The organism is Pseudomonas sp. P5_B3 (genome assembly GCF_056400405.1).
In genome coordinates this window covers 1-26,466 of the sequence record NZ_JBFULI010000039.1, presented here as the reverse complement: position 1 = coordinate 26,466, position 26,466 = coordinate 1, and the positions used below count along the sequence as shown (strand labels likewise).

At 60.1% G+C, this 26,466-nt stretch carries 22 protein-coding genes, 1 pseudogene and 1 riboswitch; of the genes and pseudogenes, 15 read left to right on the top strand and 8 right to left on the bottom strand.

The annotated features are described in order from the left end of the window. Positions 1 to 13 precede the first annotated feature (13 nt). Positions 14 to 637, top strand: coding sequence for an SOS response-associated peptidase (locus AC1DRN_RS21150; RefSeq protein WP_223461164.1), 624 nt, complete (start codon positions 14 to 16; stop codon positions 635 to 637). Between the two features lie 112 nt (positions 638 to 749). On the opposite strand, the gene AC1DRN_RS21145 is transcribed toward AC1DRN_RS21150, so the two are convergent. Both AC1DRN_RS21145 and AC1DRN_RS21140 read right to left on the bottom strand, forming a co-directional pair. After that, entirely contained in the window at positions 750 to 1,493 is a 744-nt protein-coding gene (locus AC1DRN_RS21145; protein ID WP_457266085.1) for a methyl-accepting chemotaxis protein, read from the bottom strand. 111 nt (positions 1,494 to 1,604) lie between these two features. Next, positions 1,605 to 1,802 (bottom strand): annotated as a pseudogene (locus tag AC1DRN_RS21140) (HAMP domain-containing protein); the annotation flags it as partial. Between the two features lie 1,360 nt (positions 1,803 to 3,162). On the opposite strand from AC1DRN_RS21140, the gene AC1DRN_RS21135 reads away from it, so the two are divergent. Further along, positions 3,163 to 3,981, top strand: a complete 819-nt coding sequence (locus AC1DRN_RS21135; protein ID WP_223461168.1) for a M48 family metallopeptidase — start codon at positions 3,163 to 3,165, stop codon at positions 3,979 to 3,981. A gap of 146 nt (positions 3,982 to 4,127) precedes the next feature. Here AC1DRN_RS21135 and AC1DRN_RS21130 read toward each other — a convergent pair whose 3' ends face one another. The 3 genes from AC1DRN_RS21130 to AC1DRN_RS21120 form a co-directional block, all read right to left on the bottom strand. After that, entirely contained in the window at positions 4,128 to 4,712 is a 585-nt protein-coding gene (locus tag AC1DRN_RS21130) for a TMEM165/GDT1 family protein (protein WP_223461170.1), read from the bottom strand. A gap of 89 nt (positions 4,713 to 4,801) precedes the next feature. Next, positions 4,802 to 4,926, bottom strand: a riboswitch (yybP-ykoY riboswitch). Between the two features lie 39 nt (positions 4,927 to 4,965). Continuing rightward, positions 4,966 to 5,964 carry a class I SAM-dependent methyltransferase gene (locus tag AC1DRN_RS21125; protein ID WP_223461172.1) on the bottom strand — a complete coding sequence of 333 codons (999 nt, stop codon included), beginning with the start codon at positions 5,962 to 5,964 and terminating at the stop codon, positions 4,966 to 4,968. Between the two features lie 33 nt (positions 5,965 to 5,997). Further along, the gene (locus AC1DRN_RS21120) at positions 5,998 to 6,963 is read right to left on the bottom strand and encodes a 2-hydroxyacid dehydrogenase (RefSeq protein ID WP_223461174.1); all 966 of its coding nucleotides are present in this window, start codon (positions 6,961 to 6,963) and stop codon (positions 5,998 to 6,000) included. Between the two features lie 91 nt (positions 6,964 to 7,054). On the opposite strand from AC1DRN_RS21120, the gene AC1DRN_RS21115 reads away from it, so the two are divergent. The 7 genes from AC1DRN_RS21115 (at position 7,055) to AC1DRN_RS21085 (ending at position 17,626) form a co-directional block, all read left to right on the top strand. Then, a complete protein-coding gene (locus tag AC1DRN_RS21115) occupies positions 7,055 to 7,684 on the top strand; it encodes a LysE family translocator (RefSeq protein WP_223461176.1) in 630 nt (209 codons plus the stop codon). Between the two features lie 152 nt (positions 7,685 to 7,836). Beyond that, the gene (locus tag AC1DRN_RS21110; protein ID WP_223461178.1) at positions 7,837 to 9,519 is read left to right on the top strand and encodes a fatty acid--CoA ligase; all 1,683 of its coding nucleotides are present in this window, start codon (positions 7,837 to 7,839) and stop codon (positions 9,517 to 9,519) included. Between the two features lie 339 nt (positions 9,520 to 9,858). Then, positions 9,859 to 11,748, top strand: a complete 1,890-nt coding sequence (locus AC1DRN_RS21105; protein WP_223461180.1) for a DUF1302 domain-containing protein — start codon at positions 9,859 to 9,861, stop codon at positions 11,746 to 11,748. 28 nt (positions 11,749 to 11,776) lie between these two features. Next, complete coding sequence (locus tag AC1DRN_RS21100) at positions 11,777 to 13,141, top strand: DUF1329 domain-containing protein (RefSeq protein WP_223461182.1); 1,365 nt, start codon at positions 11,777 to 11,779, stop codon at positions 13,139 to 13,141. A gap of 174 nt (positions 13,142 to 13,315) precedes the next feature. Then, a complete protein-coding gene (locus tag AC1DRN_RS21095; RefSeq protein WP_223461185.1) occupies positions 13,316 to 16,054 on the top strand; it encodes a winged helix-turn-helix domain-containing protein in 2,739 nt (912 codons plus the stop codon). A gap of 86 nt (positions 16,055 to 16,140) precedes the next feature. Further along, on the top strand, positions 16,141 to 16,782 hold the full coding sequence (locus AC1DRN_RS21090; RefSeq protein WP_008016675.1) for an MBL fold metallo-hydrolase: 642 nt from the start codon (positions 16,141 to 16,143) through the stop codon (positions 16,780 to 16,782). A gap of 103 nt (positions 16,783 to 16,885) precedes the next feature. Beyond that, entirely contained in the window at positions 16,886 to 17,626 is a 741-nt protein-coding gene (locus tag AC1DRN_RS21085; protein WP_223461187.1) for a YiaD family glycine zipper/OmpA-like lipoprotein, read from the top strand. A gap of 270 nt (positions 17,627 to 17,896) precedes the next feature. On the opposite strand, the gene AC1DRN_RS21080 is transcribed toward AC1DRN_RS21085, so the two are convergent. Next, on the bottom strand, positions 17,897 to 18,331 hold the full coding sequence (locus AC1DRN_RS21080) for a Z-ring associated ZapG family protein (protein ID WP_223461188.1): 435 nt from the start codon (positions 18,329 to 18,331) through the stop codon (positions 17,897 to 17,899). A gap of 144 nt (positions 18,332 to 18,475) precedes the next feature. Here AC1DRN_RS21080 and AC1DRN_RS21075 point away from each other — a divergent pair, with 144 nt between their 5' ends. From AC1DRN_RS21075 to zapE, 3 genes are all read left to right on the top strand, one after another. Then, positions 18,476 to 19,105, top strand: a complete 630-nt coding sequence (locus tag AC1DRN_RS21075) for an alpha/beta hydrolase (protein WP_223461243.1) — start codon at positions 18,476 to 18,478, stop codon at positions 19,103 to 19,105. 24 nt (positions 19,106 to 19,129) lie between these two features. After that, entirely contained in the window at positions 19,130 to 20,485 is a 1,356-nt protein-coding gene (locus tag AC1DRN_RS21070; protein ID WP_223461190.1) for a tryptophan--tRNA ligase, read from the top strand. A gap of 90 nt (positions 20,486 to 20,575) precedes the next feature. After that, entirely contained in the window at positions 20,576 to 21,670 is a 1,095-nt protein-coding gene (gene zapE, locus AC1DRN_RS21065) for a cell division protein ZapE (protein ID WP_095943473.1), read from the top strand. A 168-nt stretch (positions 21,671 to 21,838) separates the two neighbouring features. Here the strand turns inward: zapE and AC1DRN_RS21060 are convergent, their stop codons facing one another. Next, positions 21,839 to 22,759 carry a GlxA family transcriptional regulator gene (locus AC1DRN_RS21060; protein ID WP_223461246.1) on the bottom strand — a complete coding sequence of 307 codons (921 nt, stop codon included), beginning with the start codon at positions 22,757 to 22,759 and terminating at the stop codon, positions 21,839 to 21,841. 221 nt (positions 22,760 to 22,980) lie between these two features. Between AC1DRN_RS21060 and AC1DRN_RS21055 the strand changes: the two genes are divergently transcribed. Then, positions 22,981 to 24,117 (top strand): acyl-CoA dehydrogenase family protein, encoded by a 1,137-nt coding sequence (locus AC1DRN_RS21055; RefSeq protein ID WP_223461192.1) that lies wholly within the window; start codon positions 22,981 to 22,983, stop codon positions 24,115 to 24,117. A 103-nt stretch (positions 24,118 to 24,220) separates the two neighbouring features. On the opposite strand, the gene AC1DRN_RS21050 is transcribed toward AC1DRN_RS21055, so the two are convergent. Then, complete coding sequence (locus AC1DRN_RS21050; RefSeq protein WP_223461194.1) at positions 24,221 to 25,261, bottom strand: NADP(H)-dependent aldo-keto reductase; 1,041 nt, start codon at positions 25,259 to 25,261, stop codon at positions 24,221 to 24,223. 245 nt (positions 25,262 to 25,506) lie between these two features. On the opposite strand from AC1DRN_RS21050, the gene rplM reads away from it, so the two are divergent. Further along, on the top strand, positions 25,507 to 25,935 hold the full coding sequence (gene rplM, locus AC1DRN_RS21045) for a 50S ribosomal protein L13 (RefSeq protein ID WP_007917032.1): 429 nt from the start codon (positions 25,507 to 25,509) through the stop codon (positions 25,933 to 25,935). A gap of 14 nt (positions 25,936 to 25,949) precedes the next feature. Beyond that, on the top strand, positions 25,950 to 26,342 hold the full coding sequence (gene rpsI / locus AC1DRN_RS21040) for a 30S ribosomal protein S9 (RefSeq protein WP_003228056.1): 393 nt from the start codon (positions 25,950 to 25,952) through the stop codon (positions 26,340 to 26,342). The last annotated feature ends 124 nt before the right edge of the window (positions 26,343 to 26,466 follow it).

Here is a 26,466-nt window from a genome sequence, read left to right as displayed (position 1 = left end):
GCCGTGTTGCCCCATGTGTGGACGTTATGCCCTGTTTCGCTGGAACCCCGCCTTCGCGGCGCTGCCCGGTTTTCCCGCCGACCAGCAGGCGCAGTGGAACATTTCCCCCAATGATTCGGTGTTGATGCTGCGGGCCGAGCCTGACGGTCAACGCACGCTGGCCCGCGCCCGCTGGGGCCTGACGCCACCCTGGCTGACCGATCTGTCCCGCACTCCGGCCCACGCTCGTGCCGAAACCGTGGCCGAACAACCGATGTTCCGCGAAGCCCTGCGCTTGCGCCGCTGCCTGTTGCCGGCCAACGGTTTCTACGAATGGCGCGGCACGACGCGCAAGCGCCCGTACTGGCTGACACCGGGGGAGGGTTCGTCATTGTTTTTTGCGGCGATCTGGGAGGCGTATCCGGTGCAAGAGCAGGTTTGGCTGAGTACCGCCGTGATTACCCAACCGGCGGCAAGCCAGCGGCGGCCGTTGATTCTTGATGAGGTGGGGCAGGCGGCGTGGCTGGATCCCGAGACACCGTTGCATGCATTGCAAGCATTGCTGGCCAGTGAGCCTGCCGTGTTGCGCGAGCGGGTGCTGGCCAACATGGTGAATGATCCGAAGCTCAATGGGCCGGAGTGCCTCACTCCGGGTTGAATTATTGGGTGGCTGAGCCGGCCCCATCGCGAGCAAGCYCGCTCCCACATTGGATCTGTGGCGTACACAAATCCCCTGTGGGAGCGRGCTTGCCCGCGATGGGGCCTTTGGATCAAACCCTGAACTGATTGATCAACCGCCGCTGCTGCTCGGCCAACCTGGTCAAATTCGCACTGGCCGCGCTCGACTCATCGGCGCCGCCGGCCACTTCATTGGCCACCTGACCGATGTTGATCACGTTGCGGTTGATGTCGTCCGCCACCGCACTTTGCTCCTCGGCCGCGCTGGCGATCTGGGTGTTCATGTCATTGATCACCGACACCGCCTGAGTAATGGTTTCCAGTGCTTCGGCGGCCTTGGAGGCGTGCTGTACGCTTTCGTCCGTACGGTTCTGACTGTCTTCCATGACCCGCACTACATCCCGCGTGCCTTGCTGCAGTTGCTGGATCATGGTCTGGATTTCTTCGGTGGCCTTTTGCGTTTTCTGCGCCAGGTTACGCACCTCGTCGGCCACTACCGCAAAACCTCGGCCCTGTTCACCGGCGCGGGCGGCTTCGATGGCCGCGTTCAGGGCCAGCAGGTTGGTCTGCTCGGCGATCCCGCGAATGGCGGTGAGGATGGCGTTGATGTTTTCGCTGTCCTTGGCCAGGGTTTGCACCACGCCCACGGCGCGGCCGATTTCCACTGCGAGGGCGCCAATCGAGTTCGAGGTGTCGCGCACGATCTGCATGCCCTGGCTGGCGGCCTGATCGGCATGGCTGGCGGCCTGTGCGGCCTGGGTCGCGTTGCGCGCCACGTCCTGGGCGGTGGCGGTCATTTCCTGCACAGCGGTGGCCACCTGATCGATCTCGGCCATTTGCTTGTGTACACCGGTATTGGTGCGGATGGCGATGTCGGCAGTGTGTTCCGACGAATCGCTGACGCTCTGCACCGACGTCACCACCTGGGTGATCATCGCCTGCAACTTGGCCAGGAAAGTATTGAAGCCTTTGGCGATCGAACCCAGTTCATCGGCGCGGTCGCTGCTCAGGCGCCGGGTCAGGTCACCTTCGCCCTGGGCGATATCGTCGAGCATGGCCACCATCTGCTTGAGCGGACGGGCGATGCCGTGGCCCACCAGCCAGATCACCAGCAAACCGATACCGGCAATCACCAGACCGACCATCGCCATGCCGAAGGTGTCGGATTTGCGCTGTGCGTTCAGGTCGGCCTGGAGTTTTTGCAGGTCGGCCATGACCGCATTAAGCGGCAACTGCAGCATCAAGGTCCAGCGGGCGTCAGTCTGGCCGATGCCGAACGGCAGGTACAACTCGATCCGGCCTTGGGCCTTGTCGACGGTATAGGTGACTTCGCCGCGCTTGAGATTGGCCATGTTGGCGATCTGCTTGCTGTCGAGGATGTCGCTGACCTTTTCGCCGAATTTGCTCGGATCCTTGGTGTAGGCAACGATCCGGCCATTGCCGCCGATCAGGGCCATTTCCCCGGCGCCGCTGTAGAGTTTCTGGTTGGCGCCCAAGAGCATTTCCTGGATGAAGTTCACCGACAGGTCGGCACCGACGATGCCCTGGAAGGCACCGTTGAGCATGATCGGCTCAATAAAGGAGGCGAGCATGACGATTTTGTCGCCCACCTTATAAGGCGCCGGATCGATCACGCAGGATTTTTTGGTTTCTTTTGAGCACAGGTAGTACTCGCTGGCGCGCACGCCGGTGGACAGGGTTTTCTGGTCGTCGACGTCCACCAGTTTGTCCAGGCCCAGGGTGCCGTCGTCGTTGCGGAACCACCAGGGCAGGAAGCGCCCGTTGGCGGCGTCGATGCCGACTACCTGAGTGCCGACATAGGCCGCATCGTTGTGATCCAGTGCGTCTTTCTCCCAACCGATATAGGTGCCGAGGATTTTCGGGTTCTTGACCACGTTTTCCTTGATCAGACCGATCAATTGCTCGCGGCTGAGGCTCAGCGCAGGCTGGCCATCGGTACCCGGTGTGCCGATCAGGGCGTTGACCCGCACCAGCCCGCCGGCAATCAGCAGCGGTGCTTCGAGTTCACGCTGGATCTGGCTGACCTGGGTTTGCGCCAGGGACGTCAGGCGCTGTTCGATGACTTGCTCGAATTGGGCCTGGGTCCGCTCCTGGACCATGTCTTGGGTCCGGGCGCCGGAGAGCAGCGCATACACCACCAGCGCTGCCACGACACTAAGGACAATGGCGCCGGCAAGGGCTGCCACGGAAAACTGGATCGACTTGAATTTCATGGGGGCTCCGCACGCAAAAGGACGTCTGCCCAGGTGTATCGGCAGAGTGTCGGACGGGCATGAGCGCGGGCAGCTGAAATGACTGTTTTTGCGTGTCGGATGTCGCAAATGAATCCATGCGCGGCGTGATGGACTGCGGGTTGTTGCCGTATGTGAATTTTTTCTACGGCGATGAGAGCTTTGTCCGAATTGTGCGTCTTACGTCCATTGTATCTGGCGTCTAGACATTTCCACGCCTAGGATACGCGGCATGTTTTCAGGGAAATTTTTGATGAACAAGATTTTGGTTGTCAGTGCACTGAGCGCAGCGCTGCTGCTCACCGGTTGTCAGTCGGTCAATACCACCAGCGGCGGTGCAGTGGGCATTGAGCGCAAGCAGTACATGTTCAGCATGTTGTCCGCGCAAGAGGTCGACCAGATGTACGCCCAGTCCTATCAGAAGACCGTGGGCGAAGCGTCCAGCAAAGGTGTGCTGGACAAGACCAGCAATGAAGCCCGGCGGGTTCAGGCGATTGCCGACCGGCTGATTGCCCAGACGCCGACGTTTCGTCCGGACGCGGCTCAGTGGAAGTGGGAAGTCAATCTGATCAAGAGCGATGAGCTCAACGCCAACTGCGGCCCTGGCGGCAAAATCATCTTTTACACCGGCCTGATCGACAGACTGAAACTGACCGACGATGAAATCGCCGCGATCATGGGGCATGAAATCGCCCACGCCCTGCGTGAGCACGGTCGTGAAGCGATGTCCAAGGCTTACGGCATCGAAATGGCCAAGCAGGGCGCCGGTGCCTTGTTGGGATTGGGGCAGGACACCATGGCCCTGGCCGATACCGTGGCGAACTACGGCATGACCTTGCCCAACAGCCGCGCCAATGAAAACGAAGCGGACCTGATTGGCCTGGAACTGGCGGCCCGCGCCGGTTACAACCCGAATGCCGCAATTACCCTGTGGAACAAGATGAGCAAGGTCTCGGAAGGTGCGCCACCGGAATTCATGAGCACTCACCCGGCGTCGTCGAGTCGTATTGCGGCGTTGCAGGCGGCGATTCCGAAAGTGATGCCGTTGTATGAGCAGGCCAAGAAATCCTGACGGTCATCTATTGAGGCTTCGGGCCTCATCGTCGGAGCGCCGCCCGGAGCAAGCTCGCTCCCACATTGGTTTTGTGCTCGACGCCGAACCCTGTGGGAGCGAGCTTGCTCGCGATGAACGATAACGCGGTCTATCGACCTAAACCGTCAAACCCACCCGCTGCTCTGCATCGCCTTGTACACCGCGACAATCGCCAGGATGAAGAACGCCGACGCCGCCAGTCGACGGATCAGGGTCAAGGGCAATTTGTCTGCGGCAAAGTTGCCCGCCAGTACCACCGGTACGTTGGCAATCAGCATGCCGAGGGTGGTGCCGATGATCACCAGCCAAAGCTCTGGATACTGGGCCGCGAGCATCACGGTCGCGATCTGCGTCTTGTCGCCGATTTCCGCCAGGAAGAACGCGATCAGCGTGGTCAGGAACGGCCCGAACTTGCGGGCGGTGCTGGCTTCGTCGTCATCCATCTTGTCCGGGACCAGGGTCCACAGTGCGGTCGCGGCGAAGCTCGCGGCGAGGATCCAGTGCAGCATCGTATCCGAGAAGAAACTGCCGACCCAGGCGCCTATCGCACCGGCTGCAGCGTGGTTGGCCAGGGTCGCGGCGACGATACCGGCGATGATCGGCCAGGGCTTGCGGAAGCGGGCAGCGAGAATGAGCGCGAGCAGTTGCGTCTTGTCGCCGATTTCGGCCAAGGCAACGATTGCGGTAGGTACGAGTAGTGAATCCAGCATCAGGGGTTTTCCTAAGGGGCGGGTCGACACGGCTATGACACGTACAGCCTTCCCGCCCCGGGTAAGGTGTTCGTGTCATAGGTCTTGTCAAACCCTGCGATCCATCTGATGTGGATGCTTGGGTCGCATGCGCCATGGTCTTTTGACCAAGTATGTTGACGCATGCCGGACGAGCGTGGCGCTCGTGGGAGACTACTCCCCTAGGACGGAGCGGATTCTGCCTAGGCAAAATCCATTCGGCAAGTACAAATTCTCAGCCGCGCTTTGCCCGGTAGATTCTGAAGCCCTGTCCTTCCGCCTTGATCGCACACACGCCCAAATGCTCTTCGATCAGCGGTTGATACTTCAGGAAGCTGTTAGCTACCAAGCGCAGTTCGCCACCGTTTTTCAGATGTTTGGCTGCTTTTCGCAGCAAGTTTTCGGTTGCGAAATAGTCGGTGTGCACCCCGACATGGAACGGCGGATTGCTCAGAATCGCACTCAAACCCATCGGTGCGGCATCGATTCCGTCACCGGTAATCACCTCGGCTTCCAGACCATTGGCAGCCAAAGTCAGACGACTGCTGGCAGCGGCAAAGGCATCCACATCCAGCAACGTGACCTGGTTGTGCGGGTAACGACGTTTCACCGCTGCCCCCAGAACCCCGGCGCCACAACCGAAATCGAGCAGGTGACCGCCGGGCAGTTTGTCCAGATGTTCCAGCAGCAGCGCGCTGCCGCGATCCAGGCGACCATGGCTGAACACCCCCGGCAAGCTGATGACCTTCAGCGGGCCTTCGGCCAGCGGCAGTTCGTAGGTCTGCGCCAGGCTTTCCAGCGGTTTGGCTTCAGGCGCGTTGGCCACGGTGACCAGCCAGAGCTGGCAGTGTCGCGCGCTGTCGAGTTTGCGTGGCTTGCCGAACGGGTTGAGTTGTTTGGCGGCACCTTCGATGCCGCTTTTTTTCTCGCCGACCAGGTACAGCTCACGGCCGGCCAGCCGCGAGGCGAGGGCGTTGAGGATGTAGTCGGTCAGGTCCTTGGCCTTGGGCAGAAACACCACGGCGCTATCGAACTCGCGCTGCGGCGCATTCACGCCAAAATGGCTGCGCTCGGCAAAGCGGGCGTCCAGCGCGGCCTGATCGCCGGCGTGCCAGCACCAGCCATGAGCTTCGGGCAGACGGCCCAGCAAGTCGTCGGCGGGCAAACCGGCCAGCAACACCGAACCCTGGAATAACTCGGCCTGACGAAGCAGTACTTCACTGCGCGGATCCATAACTGCTCCCGTTAAAAAAAGTGCCGCAGTTTATCAACTGACGACCCGCAGCGCCTTACCGCTGAAGTATCCCAGTGCGTTTTCGGTCACTTGGCCAACGATTCGCTGACGCGCTTCGCGGCTGCCCCAGGCGTTGTGCGGGGTGACGATCAGGCGCGGAATGTCGTGGGCCAGCAGCGGATTGCCATTAATGGGGGGCTCGACGCTCAGCACGTCCGTGGCGGCGCCGCCCAGATGCCCGTTGCGCAGGGCGTCGGCCAGTGCCTGTTCGTCGATCAGACCACCACGTGCGGTGTTGACCACAAATGCACCGGGCTTCATCGAGGCCAGTTCACGGGCACCGATGAAGTGGCGGGTATGTTCGTTGAGTGGGCAGTGCAAGGTCAGGGCATCGACCTGTGGCAACAGTTCATCCAGCGGCAAGCGATCCGGCCGGGCGGGGCGTCCGGGAATTTGCCCCAGCAGAACGCGCATGCCGAAGGCTTCGGCCAGCCGTGCGACTGCGCCGCCCAATTCGCCGTGGCCCAGCAGTCCAAGGGTTTTGCCTTCGAGTTCGACAATCGGGTAATCCAGCAAACAGAACTGTTTGGCCTGCTGCCAGCGACCTTCGCCGACGGCTTTTTGATAATCGGCCAGGCGTGTGGCCAGGTTGAGCAGCAGCATGATCGTGTGCTGCGCCACCGATGGCGTACCGTAGCCCTGACAGTTGCACACAGTAATTCCGTGGGCGCGGGCGGCGGCGAGGTCGACGTTGTTGGTGCCGGTGGCGGTGATCAGGATCAGCTTGAGATCAGGGCTGGCGGCCATGGCGGCGGCATCGATGACAATTTTGTTGCTGATGGCGACGGTGGCACCCTTGAGGTGTTCAATGACTTGATCGGGCAAGGTCTGGGCGAAAAGCTGCAGTTCGCTGAAACAACTGCGCAGCGGATTGAGGTCAAGGTCGCCAAGGTCCAGGGACGGGTGGTCGAGGAAAACGGCGCGGCGAGTGTTCGTCATCAACTGTACCTTTTGTGCAATGAACTGAAGGCGTAATCTGCCGAGCCTACCAGATGAAATAAATAGATACGCTTGGCCTGAAGGAGCCCCCATGTACTGGACAGAATTCTTGACCGTTGCCCTGATTCACTTGCTGGCCGTGGCCAGCCCCGGCCCGGACTTTGCTGTCGTGGTGCGTGAGAGTGTTACCCACGGTCGCCGCGCAGGCACCTGGACCGCGCTGGGTGTGGGGACGGCGATTTTCCTGCACGTGGGTTATTCGCTGTTGGGTATCGGCCTGATCGTGTCCCAGTCGATCGTGCTGTTCAATGCCTTGAAATGGGCCGCCGCCGCTTACCTGTTGTACATCGGTTACAAGGCACTGCGCGCGCAACCGGCCAAGCCTGTGGTGGACGATCTGCACAAGGAAGCCGGCGAGCGCACCGCCCGTGGTGCCTTCACTTCAGGGTTCGTCACCAACGGTCTCAACCCGAAAGCCACGCTGTTCTTCCTATCGCTGTTCACCGTGGTCATCAATCCGCAAACGCCACTGGCCGTGCAGGCCGGTTACGGGGTTTACCTGGCGGCGGCGACAGCGGCCTGGTTCTGCCTGGTGGCGATGCTGTTCAGCCAGCAGCGCGTACGCGCCGGTTTCGCCCGCATGGGCCACTGGTTCGACCGGACCATGGGCGCGGTGCTGATTGCGATCGGTGTGAAACTCGCGTTTACCGAGATGCACTGACCGTAACGGTTCACGAATTGCTGCAAATGCTGGCGCAACGCTAGCATTTGCGCGGTTCTGCAAATCATTCCTTTGGCTGATTTGGCTGACGATCAAGGGCACTACAGTGCGTACTTTCAGTCACGACCGTGCAGTCAGAAAAAGGGATTCTTATGTTGCAGACTCGCGTTATCCCCCCGGCCGAAGGCGCTTACCAGTACCCGCTGTTGATCAAACGGCTGCTGATGTCTGGTGCCCGTTATGAGAAAACCCGCGAGATCATCTACCGCGACAAGTTGCGCTACAGCTACCCGACCCTGATCGAACGGGTGGCCCGCCTGGCCAACGTGCTGACGGCGGCCGGGGTCAAGCCCGGGGATGCCGTGGGTGTGATGGACTGGGACAGCCATCGTTACCTGGAATGCATGTTCGCCATCCCGATGATTGGTGCGGTGATCCACACCATCAACGTGCGACTGTCGCCGGAACAGATCCTCTACACCATGAACCACGCCGAGGACCGCTTTGTGCTGGTCAACAGCGAGTTCGTCGGCCTGTACAAGGCAATCGAGGGGCAACTGACCACGGTCGAGAAAACCCTGCTGCTGACTGACCTGCCGGAAAAAACCGCGGACCTGCCGAACCTCGTCGGCGAATACGAACAACTGCTGTCAGCGGCGAGCCCGCAGTACGACTTCGAGGATTTCGACGAAAACTCGGTCGCGACCACGTTCTATACCACCGGCACCACCGGTAACCCCAAGGGCGTGTACTTCACCCATCGGCAACTGGTGCTGCACACCATGGGCGTGTCGACCATCATGGGCGCGATCGATAGCGTGCGCCTGCTGGGCACCAACGACGTGTACATGCCGATCACCCCGATGTTCCACGTCCACGCCTGGGGCTTGCCGTACGTGGCGACCATGCTCGGGCTCAAGCAGGTGTATCCCGGCCGCTATGACCCGGAATACCTGGTGGAGTTGTGGCGCAAGGAGAAGGTCACGTTCTCCCATTGCGTACCGACCATTTTGCAGATGGTCCTCAATGCCAAGGCCGCGCAGAACGTCGACTTCGGCGGCTGGAAAATCGTCATCGGCGGTAGCGCCCTGAACCGTACGTTGTACGAGGCGGCCAAGGCCAAGGGCATTCAGTTGACCGCGGCGTACGGCATGTCGGAGACCGGGCCGCTGGTGTCGTGCGCGCACTTGAACGATGAGCTGATGGCAGGCACCGAAGACGAACGCACCACCTACCGGATCAAGGCTGGCGTGCCGGGGCCGCTGGTGGAGGCGGCGATCGTCGACACCGAGGGCAACTTCCTGCCCGCCGACGGCGAGACTCAGGGTGAACTGGTGCTGCGTGCACCGTGGCTCACCGAGGGCTATTTCAATGAACCGCAGAAGGGCGCCGAGCTCTGGGCCGGCGGCTGGCTGCACACCGGCGACGTGGCGACCCTGGACAGCATGGGGGTGATCGACATTCGTGACCGGATCAAGGACGTGATCAAGACCGGTGGCGAGTGGATTTCCTCCCTGGACCTGGAAGACCTGATCAGCCGTCATGCGGCGGTACGTGAAGTAGCAGTGGTGGGGATTCCCGATCCGCAGTGGGGCGAGCGGCCGTTTGCCCTGCTGGTGCTCCGTGAGGGTCATGCAATCGGGGCTCGGGAACTCAAGGAACACCTCAAGCCGTTCGTGGAGCTGGGGCACTTGAGCAAGTGGGCGATTCCGAGCCAGATTGCCCTTGTTACTGAAATTCCCAAGACCAGCGTCGGCAAACTCGACAAGAAGCGCATTCGTGTCGACATCACCGAATGGCAAGCCACCAACAGCACCTTCCTCTCGACGCTTTAAGCGCCTCTCGGCGTGCCCGAAAGGGCACGCCAGCCCCACCAAGCAAGCGCTTGGCTTGTCAATTCGAATTTTTCAGCCATCCTTGCCGTGCCGACGGGTGTCGGACTGGCGAAAGGACTGTTCCAGAGTGGCTGGCAACTGCAAATCACACTTTAGAGGGATCAAGCACTACTACCTGCTGGCTATAGTCCGTTCAAGGATTTTTAAGAACGGGGCAACCGCACGAACCGGGGCGATGCAACTTTGGAATGACTTTGGGATGCCATGGCTCCCGGTTATCCACAGCGTTTTTAGAAGTGCTCATTGCCATAAAAATAAAATGCACATGGAGTAGCGTCGATGACATCAGTAAACCAGTTCTGGCGCCGGGCGAAACTGCCCCTGGCTGTCAGTCTTGCTTCTACGCTCGCCGGGCCAGCATTCGGCGTCAGTTTCAACGTTGGTGAAATCGAAGGTCAGTTCGACTCATCCCTGTCGATTGGCGCCAGTTGGTCTACCGAACAGCCGAACAAGAACCTCATCGGCGTCAACAACGGCGGTAAGGGGCTGTCGCAGACTTCTGATGACGGTCACCTGAACTTCAAGAGCGGGGAAACCTTCTCGAAGATCTTCAAGGGCATCCATGACCTTGAACTGAAATACGGCGATACCGGTGTTTTCGTCCGTGGCAAATACTGGTACGACTTTGAACTGAAAGACGAAAGCCGTCCGTTCAAGGACATCAGCGACGACGGTCGCAAGGAAGGCGCCAAGTCCGCTGGCACTCAACTCCTCGACGCCTTCGTCTACCACAACTACTCCATTGCCGATCAACCAGGTTCCGTGCGCCTGGGCAAGCAGGTCGTGAGCTGGGGTGAAAGTACCTTCATTGGCGGCGGCATCAACTCGATCAACCCGATCGACGTGTCGGCATTCCGCCGTCCGGGTGCCGAGATCAAGGAAGGCCTGATCCCGGTCAATATGTTCTATGTGTCCCAGAGCCTGACCGAAAACCTCTCGGCCGAAGCGTTTTATCAACTTGAATGGGATCAGACCGTCGTCGACAACTGCGGCACGTTCTTCTCCCAGCCGGACATCGTTGCCGACGGCTGCGACAACAACCTGCGCGTGCTGAACAAGCGCTCGCAAATTCCGGCCGTTGCCTTGGGGCCTTTGGCTGCCAACGGCGTCGACGTCAACGAAGAGGGTGTTCTGGTGCGTCGTGGCCCCGATCGTGATGCCCGTGACAGCGGCCAGTGGGGCGCGTCCTTCAAGTACATGTTCGATCCGCTGGACACCGAGTTCGGCGCCTACTTCATGAACTACCACAGTCGTGCGCCGATCTTCAGCGCCACCGGTGCGCCGCAGTCGGTCTACAACACCGCAGCGTCGCTGAGCGGTGGACCATTTGCCCGGCTTGCGCCGTTGCTGGTGGCCGGTAATTCGCAATACTTCATCGAATACCCCGAGGACATTCGCCTGTATGGCTTGAGCTTCTCCACCACCCTGCCTACCGGTACGGCGTGGAGCGGTGAGATCAGCTACCGTCCGAACGCACCGGTGCAGCTCAACTCCACCGACATCCTGTTCGCCGGTGTGCGTCCTTTGGGCGGCGCTCTGAGCAACGCTTCACTGCTCAACGGTGTGCCTGGCCAGGACTTGCACGGGTATAACCGCAAGGAAGTCACCCAATTCCAGACCACTCTGACGCACTTCTTCGATCAGGTCATGGGCGCCAGCCGTCTGACCCTGGTGGGCGAAGTGGGCGTGACCCACGTCGGCGGGCTGGAAAGCTCCTCCGATGTCCGTTATGGCCGTGACCCGGTCTACGGCCCTGGCGAGTTGCCAGCTACCGGCGGCCAGAACACCTGCGTGGCGCTCAACACCAGCACCATCAACGGGGCCGGCCCGGGTACGCCGACCAACAACCTCAGCCGCAACTGCACCAACGAAGGCTTCACCACCCCGACTTCGTGGGGCTACCGCGGTCGCGCCATCTGGGAATACAACGACGTGTTTGCCGGTGTGAACCTCAAACCGAACGTTGCCTGGTCCCATGACGTAAGCGGTTATTCCCCTGGCCCTGGCGGCAACTTCGAGGAAGGCCGCAAGGCGGTGAGCCTGGGTGTTGATGCCGAGTACCAGAACACCTACACCGCGAGCCTGGCTTACACCAACTTCTTCGACGGCAAGTACACCACAGTGGATGACCGCGACTTCGTTGCGCTCAGCCTCGGCGTGAACTTCTAAGCACAGTATTTTCAGGACGAACGCATAAATGAAAATAACAAAGAGTCTGTTCCACGCCGGTGTTCTGGGTCTTTCGCTGCTGGCGACCAGCGTCATCGCAGCGGTTCCCCAGGCCGAGGCCGACAAACTGGGCAAGAGCCTGACCCCTATGGGCGCCGAAATGGCGGGTAACGCCGACGGTTCGATCCCTGCCTGGAAACCGCTGCCGAAGAACGCCGGCACCGTCGACAGCAAAGGCTTCCTGTCCGATCCGTACCCGGGTGAAAAACCGCTGTTCACTATCACGGCGCAGAACGTCGACCAGTACAAGGCCAAGCTTGCCCCTGGCCAGTACGCGATGTTCAAGCGCTACCCGGAAACCTTCAAGATGCCGGTGTACCCGTCCCACCGCGGTGCCACCGTGCCGGATGACGTGTTCGCCGCCATCAAGCGCAACGCCACCAACACCAACCTGGTGTCCGGCGGTAACGGTCTGGAGAACTTCGAAACGGCCGTGCCGTTCCCGATTCCGAAAAGCGGCGTGGAAGTCATCTGGAACCACATCACCCGCTATCGTGGTGGCAGCGTGACCCGTCTGGTGACCCAGGCCACACCGCAACCGAATGGCTCGTATAGCATGGTGTATTTCCAGGACCAGTTCGTGTTCCGCGACAAAATGAAGGATTACGACCCGAAAAACCCGGGCAATATCCTGTTCTACTTCAAGCAGAAAGTGACCGCGCCGGCGCGTCTGGCCGGTGGCGTACTGCTGGTGCACGAAACCCTCGACCAGGTGAAGGAACCGCGTTCGGCGTGGGTCTACAACGCGGGTCAGCGTCGTGTGCGTCGTGCCCCGCAAGTGTCCTATGACGGTCCGGGTACGGCTGCCGATGGCCTGCGTACTTCCGATAACCTGGACATGTTCAACGGTGCACCGGATCGTTACGACTGGAAGCTCGAAGGCAAGAAAGAGATGTACATCGCCTCCGACAGCTACAAACTCGACTCGCCAACGCTCAAGTACGACGACATCATCAAGGCCGGTCACATCAACCAGGACCTGGCTCGTTACGAGTTGCGTCGTGTGTGGCATGTGGTTGCAACCCTGAAGGAAGGTCAGCGCCACATCTACGCCAAGCGTGATTTCTACATTGACGAAGACACCTGGCAAGCCGCGGTCATCGATCACTACGACGGTCGCGGTCAACTGTGGCGTGTCGCCGAGGCCCATGCCGAGAACTACTACGACAAGCAAGTTCCGTGGTATGCCCTCGAAGCCCTGTATGACCTGCAATCGGGTCGTTACCTGGCGCTGGGCATGAAGAACGAAGAGAAGTCAGCCTATGACTTCGGCTTCCAGGCAACCACCAGCGACTTCACCCCGGCCGCCTTGCGTCAGGATGGTGTTCGCTAAGGTGAACTGAGTAGAGGCCGCACCCTCTGAAAACGCCCCGACTGGTTCGGGGCGTTTTTTTGTTTGTAGACTTTTTGTAGCCATTTGTAGCAACTACCTTCATTCCCTATCCGTTTACGGCTAGTCTGCGGACATCTGCAACGCCGCCACCCGCAATTCAAACAAGAGCCGGCCATGACTGATTTGTCTACATCCCCAGGTTCTGCACACGTTGCTGTCGCGACACTCGACGGGCGCTTCTTCCGCCCGCCGTTGCCCGACGGCCATGTGCTGCGTCCACGTTTGTGCGAGCGCCTGAGTGCCGGGCTCGGCGGCAGGTTATTGCTGGTCAGCGCACCTGCAGGGTTCGGCAAGAGTTCGTTGGCGGTGGAGTTTTGCCAGGGGTTGCCGGCGCACTGGCAAAGTCTCTGGCTGGGCTTGAGCCCGCGAGACAGTGACCCGGGGCGTTTTCTCGAACGACTGCTGGAAGGTCTCCAGGACTATTTCCCGCACCTGGGCAGGCAATCGCTCGGGCTGTTGAAAATGCGCCAGCGCCATCAGCCGTTCGCGTTCGAAGAATGGCTGGACGGCCTGCTTGACGAACTGGCCGTGCACTTGTCTACAGCGACGCCACTACTGCTGGTGCTGGATGATTACCATCTGGCCCAGGGGCCGGTGCTGGACCGCTGCCTGCAGTTTTTCCTCAATCATCTTCCCGATGGCTTGCTGGTGATGGTCACCAGTCGCCAACGTCCCGACTGGCACCTGGCGCGGCTGCGGCTGTCACGGCAACTACTTGAGTTGCATGAACAGGATCTGCGCCTGACCCACGACGAAGCCTTGAGCCTGCTCGACCGGCACAGCAGCTCCTTGCGCGGTGAGGCACTGGAAAACCTGATCCAGCGCAGCGAAGGCTGGGTCGCGGGGTTGCGCTTCTGGCTGCTGGCCGCCTCGGAGGCAGGCACCGATGGCGCGCTGCCGCAATCGTTGCACGGCGGGGAAGGGCTGATCCGCGATTATCTGCTCGAAGAAGTCATCGATTGCCTGCCTGCCGAGGTCCAGTCGTTCCTCTACGACACGGCACCCCAGGAACGTTTTTGCAGCGAACTGTGCGACGCCGTTCGCGACGCCCATGACAGTGGGGAGATCCTGCGCTTCCTGCTTGCCCACCAGGTGTTCCTGGTGCCACTGGACGAGCATGGCCATTGGTATCGTTACCACCACCTGTTTTCCGATCTGTTGCGCACACGGCCTGCTTCCCAGTCGATGGTGCCGGCCGCCAGCCTGCACCTGCGTGCCTGCCGCTGGTTCAATGCCCAGGGCCTGCTCGATGAGGCCGTGGAGCAGGCCTTGCGTGCCGGTCACCTGGACGTCGCGGCGAACCTGGTGCAGAACCTCTCCGAAGAGCAACTGCTGGCCGAGCAGAATGTCGGCATGTTGCTGCGCTGGAAAATGGACTTGCCTGACAGTTTGCTGATCAGCACGCCGCGACTGATTGTGCTCTATAGCTGGGCGCTGGGGATGGCGTGCCAGCTGGATGCCGCCGAGGAACTGGCCAGCCATTTGAGTCGCTTCCTGCCCGCTCCGTCGGCCACCGCCCAGAAGTCCATGCTGGCTCAATGGTTGGCATTGAGTGGCATCATTGCCCGTGGGCGCGGCAACCGCGAACTGACGCTGCGGTACTGCCGCGAAGCGTTGGAAAGTCTTCCGTGCAAGCGTTACGGCCAGCGCCTGATGTGCCTCTCGACCCTGTCCAACCTGGCCATTGCCGACGGTGATTTGTGGCGGGCGCGGGGGCTGAACCGCGAATCGCTGGAACTGGCGCAACGGGTCGGCAACCCCTTGTTCGAAGCGCTGGCGCACTACGACCGAGCCCGTGTCCTGCAAGCGCGCGGGGAAATCTGTCGGGCGCTGGAAGAGGTCCGTCAGGGGATGCAACGCCTGCAGAGCTTGTCTGCGCAGCGGCTGTATGCAGTTCGAGCCCGGCTGACCTTGTATGAAGGCTTTCTGCTGGCCCTGCGCATGCAGCCGCAGGCGGCGCGGCTGCGATTGCAGACCGGTTTGAGCGAGGCGCGCGCCTGTCGTGACATCAGCGTACTGATCGGCCATTGTGTGATTGCCAGGCTGGAAGGCAGCAACGGCGAGTTCGCCAAAGCCTTTGCCGAACTGGCCGAAGCCGAACGGCTGATGCACATCTGGGACGTGCCACCGATCTACTACCTGGCCATGATCACCCTGGTCAAATGTGAACTCTGGCTGGCCCAGGGGCGCATCGATCTGGCCGAAGCCTGGCTGTCGCGCCTGGGACAGACCTATAACGGCGAAAACGGGGCGGCACCACCGGAATTCCATCCGCAATTGCCGCTGCATATCGAATTGCAACAAGCCTTGCTCGACGTCATCCAGGGCCAACCGATGCTGGCCGAAGGGCGTTTGAATGCACTGCTTGAACATGGCCAGCAAAGCGGTCGGCAGCTGCTCAGTGTCATGGCGTTGACCCAGAAAGTGGCGTTATTGCTGGGCAGCGGGCGGGAGCCGGAAGCCCGTAAGGCACTGGCTCAGGCGCTGGACGCCGCTGGTGGAGGCGTGTTGCAACCCTTTGAGGGCCTGCTGGCCGAGCACCCGGACTGGCTGCGTGGGCAGCTTCAAAACTTTCCGCCCACCCCTGTTTCCCTGAGCCTCAGTGAAAAACTGCCGGCATTGGCTGCCCGTCCCGGACTGGATTCCTGCGCGGCCGCGGAACAGCTCAGCACGCGGGAAATGGCGGTCCTGCGATTGATCGCCCAGGGCTGTTCGAACCAGGAAATCAGCGATCAGCTGTTTATCTCACTGCACACGGTCAAGACCCACGCCAGCCATATCAACAGCAAACTCGGGGTCGAGCGGCGTACGCAGGCCGTGGCGCGGGCCAAGGAGCTGGGGGTTTTGGGTTAAGGATTCTTCACGTTACCCATCGTGGCCATTGGCTGGATACTCAAGTGTGCGAAAATCCCTCGTCCCCGTTTATCGAGCAGGCCCCGATGTCCCAGCAACCCACCCTCATCCGCGAAACCTTCCCCGTCGGCCCTTTGCAGTGCAACTGCACGATCATCGGCGATCCGGTGACGAAAAAGGCCATCGTCGTCGATCCGGGTGGCAATCATGAACTGATCCTGGCGCGTCTCGATGCCTTGGGGCTGAAAGTGGTCAGCATCATTCACACCCATGCGCACCTCGATCATTTCCTGGCTTCCGGTCAACTCAAGGAGAAAACCGGCGCAACCCTGCATTTGCACAAGGAAGACCAGTTTCTGTGGGACAACCTGGAAATGCAGTGCCAGATGTTCGGCGTTCCTTATACTCCGGTGCCGTCTCCGGACCGCTGGTTGGCCGATGATGAAGAACTGGCCTGCGGTTGTGGCGTGGCGCTGCACACGCCAGGTCATACACCGGGCTCCATGAGCTTCTGGTTTTCCGAGGCCAAGCTGCTGATTGCCGGTGATACGCTGTTTCGTCGCGGCGTCGGCCGCACGGATTTGTGGGGGGGCGACCAGGCCACCATCGTGCGTTCGATAAAGCAGCGTTTGTACACCCTCGATGAAGAGGCGACAGTGGTGGCCGGGCATGGTCCGGACACCCGTCTGGGCGATGAAATGCGCGAAAACCCGTTTGTACGGGCCTGATTTGTAACGAGCGGAATTTTTACCCGTTAACATGATCCAACGCCCGCAAAGACTGATGCCTTGGTCCGTTGCACCACAGAATGCAAAAAAGTAGGAGCTTTACATGTTCACCACGCGTCGTTTGATTATTCTCGCTACGGCTGTGGCCGTTTTGTCCGGTTGTGCCTCGCCTAACCCGTACGGTGGTCAAGGCCAGGCTCAGGGCCAGGCGGATAACGGCTCCGAAGGCATGAGCAAGACCGCGAAATACGGTGGTCTCGGCGCTCTGGCCGGTGCATTGGCCGGTGCTGCGATCAACCACGATAACCGTGGCAAGGGCGCCCTGATCGGTGCAGCGGTGGTCGGTGCTTCTGCCGCAGGCTACGGCTACTACGCCGATCAGCAAGAGAAAAAGCTGCGCGCCAGCATGGCCAACACCGGTGTTGAAGTGCAGCGCCAGGGCGACCAGATCAAACTGATCATGCCAGGCAACATCACGTTCGCGACCGATTCGGCGAACATTGCCCCAAGTTTCTATCAACCGCTGAACAACCTGGCGGGCTCGCTGAAAGAGTTCAACCAGAACCAGATCGAGATCGTCGGCTATACCGACAGCACCGGCAGCCGCCAGCACAACATGGACCTGTCCCAGCGTCGTGCCCAGAGCGTGGCAACCTACCTGACCTCGCAAGGTGTCAGCGGTGCCAACCTGAGCGCTCGCGGCGCAGGTCCGGACAATCCGGTGGCCAGCAACAGCGACACCAACGGCAAGGCTCAGAATCGCCGCGTAGAGGTCAACCTCAAGGCGATTCCGGGTCAGCAGTATGGTGCCCAGCAGCAAGGTCAGGTTCAGCAGTACCCTTGATCGTCTGATYGAACCCCAGGCGTAAAAAAGCCAGCTCGATCCTTTACAGATCGGGCGGGCTTTTTTGTCGTCAGTTCTGGCCCCWTCGCGRGCAAGCYCGCTCCCACAGGGGGCGATGTCGTACATAAAATCTGTATTCAATGCATAACCCTGTGGGAGCGGGCTTGCCCGCGAAGGGGCCGGTCTGGGCACCTGAGATACAGGATCAGAAACAAAAAAGCCCCCGGACAATCACCCGTCCGGGGGCTTTTTGCTAGGCGCGAAAGCTGCTTACTTCTTCAGGCCATAATGCTCATCGAGCATGCCCGGCGCGTTCGGGGCTTTCGGTGCGTAGTCGCGTGGCGGTTCCTGATTGCGCGGTGGTGTCAGGCGTTCCCGTGGAGCCTGCGCCGCATCGGCGTGCAGGGAGGCCAGCAGGCGTTGGCGAGTCTGTTCGTCCAGGGCCAGGCGATTTGCGCCCTCGGCGAGATGCTCCTGTACTTCCTGATAGCTCTGAGTCAGTTTCTTGACCAGTGTCGCGGTGCTGTTGAAGTGGGTCACCACCTCGTTCTGATAACTGTCGAAACGTTCCTGAATATCGTCCAGCTGACGCTGCGTGCGGCTGGGCGCGGCGTTCGGTGCAACGCGAGCGATCAGGAACCCAATGGCGACACCCACAACCAGGGCAAGAGTCGGTAACAACCAAACTAAGAGCGAGTGTTCCACGAGTCCTTCCTCTATAAACGGCTTTGCTTTACGTTAACGGCTCGAACCTGCGCTGTATACCGCGATTCACTCGCAATAGACAGCCACAGACAATTTGCTAGACGAGTCGACCTGATTCGAGGTCACGGAGTTCCTTCCTTGCTTATGCGTGAAACCCCTGTAGTGATTGACGGCCCGGTGGGTCAGCTTGAGGCTTTATATCTGGATAGCGAGCAGCCGCGCGGCCTTGCATTGATCTGCCATCCAAACCCGGTGCAGGGCGGCACCATGCTCAACAAAGTGGTCTCGACCCTACAGCGCACCGCGCGCGATGCCGGCTTGATCACCCTGCGCTTCAACTACCGTGGCGTCGGTGCCAGCGAAGGTACCCACGACATGGGCACCGGTGAAGTCGATGATGCCCAGGCTGTGGCCGAATGGTTTCGTGCCAGACACCCGCAATTGCCGCTGACCCTGTTCGGTTTCTCCTTCGGTGGATTTGTTGCAGCAAGTCTCGGCGGACGCCTTGAGGCCAAGGGCGAGCAGATCAAACACCTGTTCATGGTCGCGCCGGCGGTCATGCGCCTGGGCGATCAGGACCAGCTGCCGGAACAGGGCGAACTGACCCTGATCCAGCCGGAAACCGACGAAGTGATCGATCCGCAGCTGGTTTACGAGTGGTCCGACAAGCTCGAACGCCCCCATGAGCTGCTGAAAGTGGCAGAATGCGGACACTTTTTTCATGGCAAGCTGACCGATCTCAAGGATCTGATCCTGCCGCGTCTCTCGAATTGATTGCAGTCTGACAAGCGATTACCCATGACGACCCGTACCCGCATCCTTACCGGCATCACCACCACCGGCACGCCGCACCTGGGCAACTACGCTGGCGCCATCCGCCCGGCGATCGTCGCCAGCCGTGACAGCAATGCCGATTCGTTCTACTTCCTGGCCGACTATCACGCCCTGATCAAGTGTGATGACCCGCAGCGCATCCAGCGCTCGCGCCTGGAAATCGCCGCGACCTGGCTGGCCGGTGGGCTGGATGTCGACCGCGTGACCTTCTACCGCCAGTCCGACATCCCGGAAATCCCCGAACTGACCTGGTTGCTGACCTGCGTTGCCGCCAAGGGCCTGCTCAACCGCGCCCACGCCTACAAGGCTTCGGTGGACAAGAACGTCGAGACCGGCGAAGACCCGGATGCCGGCATCACCATGGGCCTGTACAGCTACCCGGTGCTGATGGCCGCGGACATCCTGATGTTCAACGCACACAAGGTGCCGGTCGGTCGTGACCAGATCCAGCACGTGGAAATGGCGCGGGACATCGGTCAGCGCTTCAACCACCTGTTTGGCCAGGGCAAGGAATTCTTCACCATGCCCGAGGCGTTGATCGAAGAGAGCGTCGCCACGTTGCCGGGCCTGGATGGCCGCAAGATGTCGAAGAGCTACGACAACACCATTCCACTGTTCAGCAGCGCCAAAGAGATGAAGGACGCGATTTCGCGGATCGTCACCGACTCCCGCGCGCCGGGCGAAGCCAAGGATCCGGACAACTCGCACCTGTTCACCCTGTTCCAGGCATTCGCCACCCCGTCGCAGGCCGACGAGTTCCGCAGCGAGCTGTTGCAGGGTCTGGGTTGGGGCGAGGCGAAGAGTCGTCTGTTCCAGCTACTGGACAACGAATTGGGCGAGTCCCGCGAGCGTTATAACCTGTTGATCGAGCGCCCGGGGGATCTGGAAGACATCCTGCAACACGGCGCGAAAAAGGCCCGTTCGGTAGCGACACCGTTCCTCAACGAACTGCGTGAAGCGGTGGGCCTGCGCTCCTTCGTTGCCCAGACTCAAGTGGCGGCGACCACCAAGAAGAAAGTCGCGAAAGCTGCACGTTTTGTCAGCTTCCGCGAAGACGACGGCAGTTTCCGCTTCCGTCTGCTGGCGGCCGATAGCGAACAACTGCTGCTGTCGCGCAACTTCGCCGACGGCAAGACCGCAGGGCAGGTGACCAAGCAACTGCAAGCGGGCCAGCCTCTGGACGTGCGCAGCGAGGCGCTGAGCTTCAGTGTATGGCTGGAAGGCGAGTGCGTTGCCGACAGCCCGGCCTTCGCCGACAGCGCCGCGCGTGACGCGGCTATCGAAGCCTTGCGCATCGCCCTGACGCCGGTTCAGGAATAAACAACGGTTCGGCCCGACCAAGGGCCGATTGCCATTCCTGCGGGCCGTCGCTACAGTGTCGGCCCGTTTTTGTTGCCTTGCTAACGAATTATGACGCCCCTAGAACGATATCAAGCTGATCTGAAACGCCCGGAATTCTTCCATGACGCCGCGCAGGAAACCGCCGTGCGTCATTTGCAGCGCCTGTACGACGACCTGGTCGCGGCCGAGCAAAACAAGCCGGGCCTGCTGGGCAAGTTGTTTGGCAAGAAGGATCAGACCCCGGTCAAGGGCCTGTATTTCTGGGGCGGCGTAGGTCGCGGCAAGACTTACCTGGTGGACACCTTCTTCGAAGCGCTGCCCTTCAAGGAAAAGACCCGTACGCACTTCCACCGCTTCATGAAGCGCGTGCACGAAGAGATGAAAACCCTGGGCGGCGAGAAAAACCCGCTGACCATCATCGCCAAGCGCTTCGCCACCGAAGCCCGGGTCATCTGCTTCGATGAATTTTTCGTCTCGGACATCACCGACGCGATGATCCTCGGCACGCTGATGGAAGAACTGTTCAAGAACGGCGTGACCCTGGTTGCAACGTCGAACATCGTGCCGGACGGCCTGTACAAGGACGGCCTGCAACGCGCGCGCTTCCTGCCGGCCATTGCGCTGATCAAGCAGAATACCGAGATCGTCAACGTCGACAGTGGCGTCGACTATCGACTGCGTCACCTGGAACAAGCCGAGTTGTTCCACTATCCGCTCGACGAAGCCGCCAACGAAAGCCTGCGCAAGAGCTTCCGTGCGCTGACACCGGAATGCACGGCGGCGGTCGAAAATGACGTGCTGATGATCGAAAACCGTGAAATTCGTGCCCTGCGCACCTGCGACGACGTGGCCTGGTTCAACTTCCGTGAACTGTGCGACGGCCCGCGCAGCCAGAACGACTACATTGAGCTGGGCAAGATCTTCCACGCCGTGCTGCTCAGCGATGTCGAGCAGATGAGCGTCACCACCGACGACATCGCCCGACGCTTCATCAACATGGTCGACGAGTTCTACGACCGCAACGTGAAGCTGATCATTTCCGCCGAAGTCGAGCTCAAGGATCTGTACACCGGCGGTCGCTTGAATTTCGAATTCCAGCGAACCCTCAGCCGACTGCTGGAAATGCAATCCCACGAATTTCTGGCCCGGGCGCACAAGCCGTAGTACGGAAAATAAAAAAGGCCTGCGATTGCAGGCCTTTTTTTGTGCGCTGAAACTCCCTGTGGGAGCGAGCTTGCTCGCGATGACGGCGGCACATTCAGTATCGATGTGACTGATGCGCCGCTATCGCGAGCAAGCTCGCTCCCACAGGGGGTATTTGTATGCCTGTGATTACGCCGCCTGCTGAAACTGCTGCCGATACTGGTTCGGTGACAATTCCGTGTGCTGGCGGAACAGCCGCGCAAAGAAGCTCGCATCGTCATAGCCGACTTCATAGCTGATGGTCTTGATGCTCTTGCGGCTGCCGGACAACAAGCCCTTGGCGGTTTCGATGCGCAGGCGTTGCAGGTAATGCAGTGGCTTGTCGCCGGTGGCGGTCTGGAAGCGGCGCATGAAGTTGCGGATGCTCATGCCGTGTTCGCGGGCGACGTCTTCGAAGCGGAACTTGTCGGCGAAGTGTTCTTCGAGCCAGTGCTGGATCTGCAGGATGATGACGTCCTGGTGCAGCTTCTGACCGCCAAACCCGATGCGTCCAGGCGCGTAGCTGCGCTGCACCTCATACAGAATGTCCCGCGCTACGGCCTGGGACACATTGGCGCCGCAGAAGCGCTCAATCAGGTAAATGTACAGATCGCATGCCGAGGTGGTACCGCCGGCGCAGTACAGGTTATCGGCGTCGGTCAGGTGCTTGTCCTGATTGAGCTGGACCTGAGGAAAGCGTTCGGCGAAGGCATTGAAGAAGCGCCAGTAGGTAGTCGCTTCCTTGCCATTGAGCAATCCGGCTTCGGCCAGCCAGAAAACACCGGTGGCCTCGCCGCACAGTACGGCACCGCGCGCATGCTGCTGGCGCAACCAGGGCAAGACTTGCGGGTAACGTTTGCAAAGGCTCTCGAAATCGTCCCAGAACGCGGGAAGAACGATGATGTCGGCGTTTTCCAGCCCGCCATCCACCGGAATCAGCACATCGCTGAAGGTGTTGACCGGTTTGCCATCGGGGCTGACCAGACGGGTTTCGAACGCCGGTGTCAGGCCCTGGCCCAGCTGTTTGCCGTAGCGCAGGCTGGCGAGGTGGAAGAAATCCTTGGCTTGCATGAGGGTGGAAGCGAAAACCCGGTCGATGGCCAGGATGCTGACGCGCCGCAGGGGCGTGGAGGCTTGCTTAGACATAATTCAACTTTATTTTTATAGGGGGAAGTGGTCACCAGACGGCTGGATCGTCTTATTTTTTGTCGGATGTGTCCAGTGTCCTGTATCGGAAGCGAGGCATAGTCTCTGAAGGTCAACTCCTTCTAAAAACAAAGAAAAGGTGCCGCATGATCCCCAGAACCCTGTTCAGTTCCGAGCACGAGCTTTTCCGCGACAGCGTGCGGACGTTCCTCGAAAAGGAGGCGGTGCCGTTCCATGGGCAATGGGAAAAACAGGGCTATATCGACCGCAAACTGTGGAACAAGGCAGGGGAGGCGGGGATGCTTTGCTCGCACTTGCCGGAAGAGTACGGCGGCCTGGGGGCGGACTTTCTCTACAGTGCGGTGGTGATCGAAGAAGTGGGGCGACTGGGCCTGACCGGCATCGGTTTTTCCCTGCACTCGGACATCGTGGCGCCGTACATCCTGCATTACGGCAGTGAAGCGCTGAAGCATAAATACCTGCCGAAACTGGTGTCCGGCGAGATGGTTACCGCGATCGCCATGACCGAACCGGGCGCCGGTTCCGATCTGCAAGGGGTGAAAACCACGGCCGTGCTCGATGGCGATGAGTACGTGATCAACGGCTCCAAGACCTTTATCACCAACGGCTATCTGGCCGATCTGGTGATCGTCGTCGCCAAGACCGATCCGAAGGCCGGTGCAAAGGGCACCAGTCTGTTTCTGGTGGAGGCTAATACGCCGGGCTTCGAGAAAGGCAAGCGTCTGGAAAAAGTCGGGATGAAAGCCCAGGACACCTCGGAGTTGTTCTTCCAGGACGTGCGTGTGCCCAAGGAAAACCTGCTGGGCCAAGCCGGGATGGGGTTTGCCTACTTGATGCAGGAATTGCCCCAGGAGCGCCTCACCGTGGCCATTGGCGGGCTGGCATCGGCCGAAGCGGCGCTGCAATGGACGCTGGACTACACCCGCGAGCGCAAGGCGTTCGGCAAGTCGATCGCGGATTTCCAGAATACCCGGTTCAAGCTGGCGGAGATGGCCACGGAAATCCAGATCGGCCGGGTTTTTGTCGACCGCTGCCTGGAGCTGCACCTGCAAGGCAAGCTCGACGTGCCGACGGCGGCGATGGCCAAGTACTGGGGCACCGACCTGCAATGCAAGGTGCTCGATGAGTGCGTGCAGTTGCACGGTGGTTACGGGTTCATGTGGGAGTACCCGATCGCGCGGGCATGGGCGGATGCGCGGGTGCAGCGGATTTATGCCGGGACCAATGAAATCATGAAGGAAATCATCGCCAGATCATTGTAGGAGCGAGCTCGCTCGCGATGGTCGTCAACGATAACGTTGAAAACCTGACACCCAACGGTGTGCTCAGGTTTTTCGCGAGCAAGCTCGCTCCTACAAGTGGGGGTTATGGCGCCGGATTCGGATGATCCTTGTGAATCGCCTCGATCCCTTCCAGTACTTCCTCCGACAGCTTCAGGTCGAAACTGGCGATGTTGCTCTCCAGTTGCTCCATCGTCGTCGCGCCAATGATGTTGCTGGTCACGAACGGCTGTTGCGTCACGAACGCCAGGGCCATTTGCGCCGGGTCCAGGCCGTGCTCGCGAGCCAGCGCCACGTAACGACTGCAGGCTGCTTCCGACTGCGGGTTGAAATAGCGGCTGAAGCGGCTGTAGAGGCTCAGGCGACCTTTTGGCGGGCGGGCGCCACCTTCGTACTTGCCTGACAGGAAGCCGAACGCCAGCGGCGAATAGGCGAGCAGGCCGCATTGCTCGCGGATGGCGATTTCCGCCAGGCCGACTTCGAAGCTGCGATTGAGCAGGTTGTACGGATTCTGGATCGACACCGCGCGTGGCCAGCCACGGGCTTCGGCCAGGGCCAGGAAGCGCATGGTGCCCCACGGCGTCTCGTTGGACAGGCCGATGTGGCGGATCTTGCCAGCGCGGACCTGCTCGTCCAGTGCTTCGAGGGTGTCCTCCAGCGGGGTCAGGTTGGCTTCGATCTTGTGCTTGTAGCCCAGTTGTCCGAAAAAGTTGGTGCTGCGTTCCGGCCAGTGCAGTTGGTAGAGGTCGATGTAATCGGTCTGCAGGCGCTGGAGGCTGGCGTCCACCGCTTCGGTGATGTGCTGGCGGTTGTGGCGCAGGTTTTTATCGCGGATGTAGTCGATGGTGTTGCCGGGGCCGGCGATCTTGCTGGCGAGGATCCAGTCGGTGCGGTCGCCGCGGCTTTTGAAGTAATTGCCGATGTAGCGTTCGGTGGTGGCATAGGTTTCGGCCTTGGGGGGCACCGGGTACATCTCGGCGGTGTCGATGAAGTTGATCCCGGCACGCTTGGCCCCTTCAATCTGGGCGAAGGCGTCTGCCTCGCTGTTTTGTTCGCCCCAGGTCATGGTTCCGAGGCAGAGGGCACTCACGTTCAGATTGGTTCGGCCTAGCTGGCGATAGTCCATCGGGTGCTCCTTGGGCAAAACAATCATAAAAGCAGGTTGAATTATTTTTCGCAATCTGCATAATTGCGCACCTCTTTCTGCAGTGGAAGTGATGCGCCGCCGCCGAAGAATCTTGCCGTTGAACGGACGCGCCGACCCGAGCCCCCGAAAGCGTCTGTATCCGGCTGCCTTTGACTTGTCAAAGTACGCACTATTCAGTAAGATCCGCCGTCTAATTTACAGGGCGGCCCCTGAGGCTATAAAGAATGAAAACTTTTACTGCTAAACCGGAAACAGTAAAGCGCGACTGGTTTGTCGTCGACGCTGCTGGTCAGACCCTGGGTCGTCTGGCCACCGAAATCGCGAGCCGTCTGCGTGGCAAGCACAAACCTGAGTACACTCCTCACGTTGACACCGGCGACTACATCGTCGTAATCAACGCTGAGCAGATCCGTGTTACCGGTGCTAAAACCACTGACAAAATGTACTACTCCCACTCCGGTTTCCCGGGCGGCATCAAGTCGATCAACTTTGAAAAGCTGATCGCCAAGGCCCCTGAGCGCGTGATCGAGACCGCGGTCAAAGGCATGTTGCCTAAGAACCCGCTGGGTCGCGACATGTACCGTAAGCTGAAAGTCTATGCGGGCGCTGCACACCCACATACTGCTCAGCAGCCCCAAGAACTGAAGTTTTAACGGAATAGTACATTATGTCGGCGACTCAAAATTACGGCACTGGCCGTCGCAAGACCGCAACCGCACGCGTTTTCCTGCGTCCGGGTACTGGTAACATCTCCATCAACAACCGTTCGCTGGATAATTTCTTCGGCCGCGAAACTGCCCGCATGGTAGTTCGTCAGCCGCTGGAATTGACTGAGACTGTCGAGAAGTTCGACATCTACGTCACCGTGATCGGCGGTGGTGTAAGTGGTCAGGCTGGCGCAATCCGCCACGGCATCACTCGCGCTCTGATGGACTACGACGAGACTCTGCGCAGCGCCCTGCGTAAAGCCGGCTTCGTAACCCGCGATGCTCGTGAAGTTGAACGTAAGAAAGTCGGTCTGCGTAAAGCGCGTAAGCGTCCGCAGTACTCGAAGCGTTAATTCGCTTTCACGTTCAAAAAAGAACGCCCAGTTTCCTCACGGAGCTGGGCGTTTTTTTGTGTCTGCGACTTATCAAAGAATTGCGCTGTGACAACTTGCCACATCCRCAGACGCCCTATACTAC

Coding starts and splice junctions, on each gene's coding strand:
- AC1DRN_RS21150 (WP_223461164.1), top strand. CDS start 14: ATGTGTGGACGTTATGCCCTGTTTCGCTGGAACCCCGCCTTCGCGGCG.
- AC1DRN_RS21145 (WP_457266085.1), bottom strand. CDS start 1,493: ATGGCCGAGATCGATCAGGTGGCCACCGCTGTGCAGGAAATGACCGCC.
- AC1DRN_RS21135 (WP_223461168.1), top strand. CDS start 3,163: ATGAACAAGATTTTGGTTGTCAGTGCACTGAGCGCAGCGCTGCTGCTC.
- AC1DRN_RS21130 (WP_223461170.1), bottom strand. CDS start 4,712: ATGCTGGATTCACTACTCGTACCTACCGCAATCGTTGCCTTGGCCGAA.
- AC1DRN_RS21125 (WP_223461172.1), bottom strand. CDS start 5,964: ATGGATCCGCGCAGTGAAGTACTGCTTCGTCAGGCCGAGTTATTCCAG.
- AC1DRN_RS21120 (WP_223461174.1), bottom strand. CDS start 6,963: ATGACGAACACTCGCCGCGCCGTTTTCCTCGACCACCCGTCCCTGGAC.
- AC1DRN_RS21115 (WP_223461176.1), top strand. CDS start 7,055: ATGTACTGGACAGAATTCTTGACCGTTGCCCTGATTCACTTGCTGGCC.
- AC1DRN_RS21110 (WP_223461178.1), top strand. CDS start 7,837: ATGTTGCAGACTCGCGTTATCCCCCCGGCCGAAGGCGCTTACCAGTAC.
- AC1DRN_RS21105 (WP_223461180.1), top strand. CDS start 9,859: ATGACATCAGTAAACCAGTTCTGGCGCCGGGCGAAACTGCCCCTGGCT.
- AC1DRN_RS21100 (WP_223461182.1), top strand. CDS start 11,777: ATGAAAATAACAAAGAGTCTGTTCCACGCCGGTGTTCTGGGTCTTTCG.
- AC1DRN_RS21095 (WP_223461185.1), top strand. CDS start 13,316: ATGACTGATTTGTCTACATCCCCAGGTTCTGCACACGTTGCTGTCGCG.
- AC1DRN_RS21090 (WP_008016675.1), top strand. CDS start 16,141: ATGTCCCAGCAACCCACCCTCATCCGCGAAACCTTCCCCGTCGGCCCT.
- AC1DRN_RS21085 (WP_223461187.1), top strand. CDS start 16,886: ATGTTCACCACGCGTCGTTTGATTATTCTCGCTACGGCTGTGGCCGTT.
- AC1DRN_RS21075 (WP_223461243.1), top strand. CDS start 18,476: ATGCGTGAAACCCCTGTAGTGATTGACGGCCCGGTGGGTCAGCTTGAG.
- AC1DRN_RS21070 (WP_223461190.1), top strand. CDS start 19,130: ATGACGACCCGTACCCGCATCCTTACCGGCATCACCACCACCGGCACG.
- zapE (WP_095943473.1), top strand. CDS start 20,576: ATGACGCCCCTAGAACGATATCAAGCTGATCTGAAACGCCCGGAATTC.
- AC1DRN_RS21060 (WP_223461246.1), bottom strand. CDS start 22,759: ATGCAAGCCAAGGATTTCTTCCACCTCGCCAGCCTGCGCTACGGCAAA.
- AC1DRN_RS21055 (WP_223461192.1), top strand. CDS start 22,981: ATGATCCCCAGAACCCTGTTCAGTTCCGAGCACGAGCTTTTCCGCGAC.
- AC1DRN_RS21050 (WP_223461194.1), bottom strand. CDS start 25,261: ATGGACTATCGCCAGCTAGGCCGAACCAATCTGAACGTGAGTGCCCTC.
- rplM (WP_007917032.1), top strand. CDS start 25,507: ATGAAAACTTTTACTGCTAAACCGGAAACAGTAAAGCGCGACTGGTTT.
- rpsI (WP_003228056.1), top strand. CDS start 25,950: ATGTCGGCGACTCAAAATTACGGCACTGGCCGTCGCAAGACCGCAACC.